We start from the raw sequence: 234 nt of genomic DNA, 5'->3' as shown, positions 1-234 counted from the left end.
AGGGTGTAGCCGAAGTTCTCCAGGCGGTAGTTGAGCTGGTCCCAGTTGCACAACCAGCGCGAGGCGATGAAATGCCGCAGCTGTTCGCAGCGCAGCGGTCGCGGCAGCAGGCGGTTCATCGCGCCCAGCGCGTTGAACCGGCGCTGGTCGTTGGCGGCATGCTGCTGGGCGTCCACGCCGCGCAGTGCCCACCACTCGACACCGGCGTCGTTCAGCAGCCTGGCGTTGCCGGAT

At 67.5% G+C, this 234-nt stretch carries 1 protein-coding gene; it reads right to left on the bottom strand.

The genetic code is table 11. The features are described 5' to 3' along the window. Window positions 1–234, bottom strand: a 234-nt coding sequence (locus KVS69_RS20640) for a hypothetical protein (protein WP_217540213.1), incomplete at both ends; no start/stop codon positions are given.

This window comes from Stenotrophomonas sp. GbtcB23 (assembly GCF_019091045.1).
Classification (GTDB): Bacteria; Pseudomonadota; Gammaproteobacteria; order Xanthomonadales; family Xanthomonadaceae; genus Stenotrophomonas; species Stenotrophomonas rhizophila_A.
The sequence above is the reverse complement of the archived record's forward strand: the minus strand, read 5'-3'. Positions and strand labels throughout refer to the sequence as shown.